This window comes from Virgibacillus carmonensis, from assembly GCF_057836705.1.
Window position 1 is genome coordinate 1 of the sequence record NZ_JBYQFJ010000173.1, and the last position, 690, is coordinate 690.

At 45.1% G+C, this 690-nt stretch carries 1 protein-coding gene and 1 pseudogene; both read right to left on the minus strand.

The annotated features are described in order from the left end of the window. On the minus strand, positions 1 to 409 hold a 409-nt coding region (locus AC3G7N_RS21205), incomplete at its 3' end, for an aconitase family protein (protein WP_489424123.1). A gap of 15 nt (positions 410 to 424) precedes the next feature. Next, positions 425 to 690, minus strand: a pseudogene (locus AC3G7N_RS21210) (hypothetical protein); the annotation flags it as partial.

The window sequence follows — 690 nt, forward strand, 5'->3', positions numbered from 1 at the left end:
ATGCCCCATGCGTGGAAGTGTGGCTATCCCCGCAAACGATAGTTTTACCGGGTGTTGTTAATCCAAGTTCCGGACCAATAATGTGGACAATACCGTTGTCAGGATGGTCCAGATCATAAGCAGTAATCCCAAATTGTTTACAGTTCTCGATTAACGCCTCCACTTGCTTTCCGGCCAGCACGTCCTTAAATTCCAAGTTTCTATCTTTTGTTGGAACATTGTGGTCGGCTGATGCAAATGTTAAATCCGGCCGCCTGACTGTTCGTCCCTGTTCTTTCAGTAAAGAAAATGCCTGAGGCGAAGTGACATCATGAATTAAATGCAGATCAATAAAGAGTAATGGCTGTTCCAGTGGTGAATCAATTACATGGTTTTCCCAAACCTTTTCAAAAAGCGTTTTTGCCGCCATTTTCGTTTCTCCTTTCTATACCTGTGATGCAGAGTGAAGGTCCGTAATTTTTCCTGCCTTGATAATCTGGCCCGGCACTTCATGAGTTAACAATGACTGCAGATAGTTTGCAGCGCCAATCAGCTGGTCAAGGTCTGTATTCATTTCATATCCCATGAATGCCAGCATATGTACGAGATCCTCCGTACAAATATTACCGCTAGCACCAGGGGCGAATGGACAGCCGCCAAGCCCTCCTAAGGAAGCATCAAATCTAGTTACTCCAGCACGTATTGCCTCAT